Source organism: Bradyrhizobium sp. P2_E8 (assembly GCF_056403875.1).
In genome coordinates, this window is record NZ_JBFUES010001814.1 from 1 (window position 1) to 680 (window position 680).

The window sequence follows — 680 nt, forward strand, 5'->3', positions numbered from 1 at the left end:
GTGCAAGAGCCGGCCGAATTTGAGAGGCATCAATAACGGTTTAGGCAGACAAGCTGTGGCCGACCGTGCGATTGCTGTCAGACGCGTGGGCCGGGAGACGGGCCACAATCCGTGCCGTTGCCGTCAAGCGAGTTGTTCCGGGGTGCTGCGCCTCAGGCGACGCAGGCGGGCGGCGAGAAACGGCGGACAAAGGGCGACAGCGACAAAGCGAAGGACGGCTTGCAGGCTCACGCCGTGGAGATCCCGACGAAATTGCCAAGCCACGCTCGACATCTCMACTATGCTCGCACCGCCCTTACGAAAATCTGTCAGCGTGATCAGTCCCCGACGCGCAAAGCAGCGCTGTGCCTGGAGCTGAATGGTTTTGCGCAGCTGTGTGTCCTGGACACTGGTTTCCGCAGTCTGCGCGATCAAATCGGCTACCTTGCGTCCGTCGTGCAGAAGCTGTTCCACCCCCAATCGAGCCGTCTCGGAATCGTCGTGATAGGTGTAGGTCGCGCAGGCCTCGTTGATGAGACCTGCTTTGCCGAGAAGTAGCAGCGGCGCCCATGCAGCGACGTCGGCTGTGTGCGGTAGATCCAGCGGGATGCCGCCGCGCTCGCGCAGGAGGGCAGTGCGCATCACTACGCCGCATACATTAACGGTGATCTGGTCGGTCAGGAACGCATTCAGAATCGTGG

At 61.6% G+C, this 680-nt stretch carries 1 pseudogene; it reads right to left on the reverse strand.

The annotated features are described in order from the left end of the window. Positions 1-123: 123 nt before the first annotated feature. Positions 124-680: pseudogene (locus AC1D00_RS44070) on the reverse strand (glycosyltransferase family 2 protein); the annotation flags it as partial.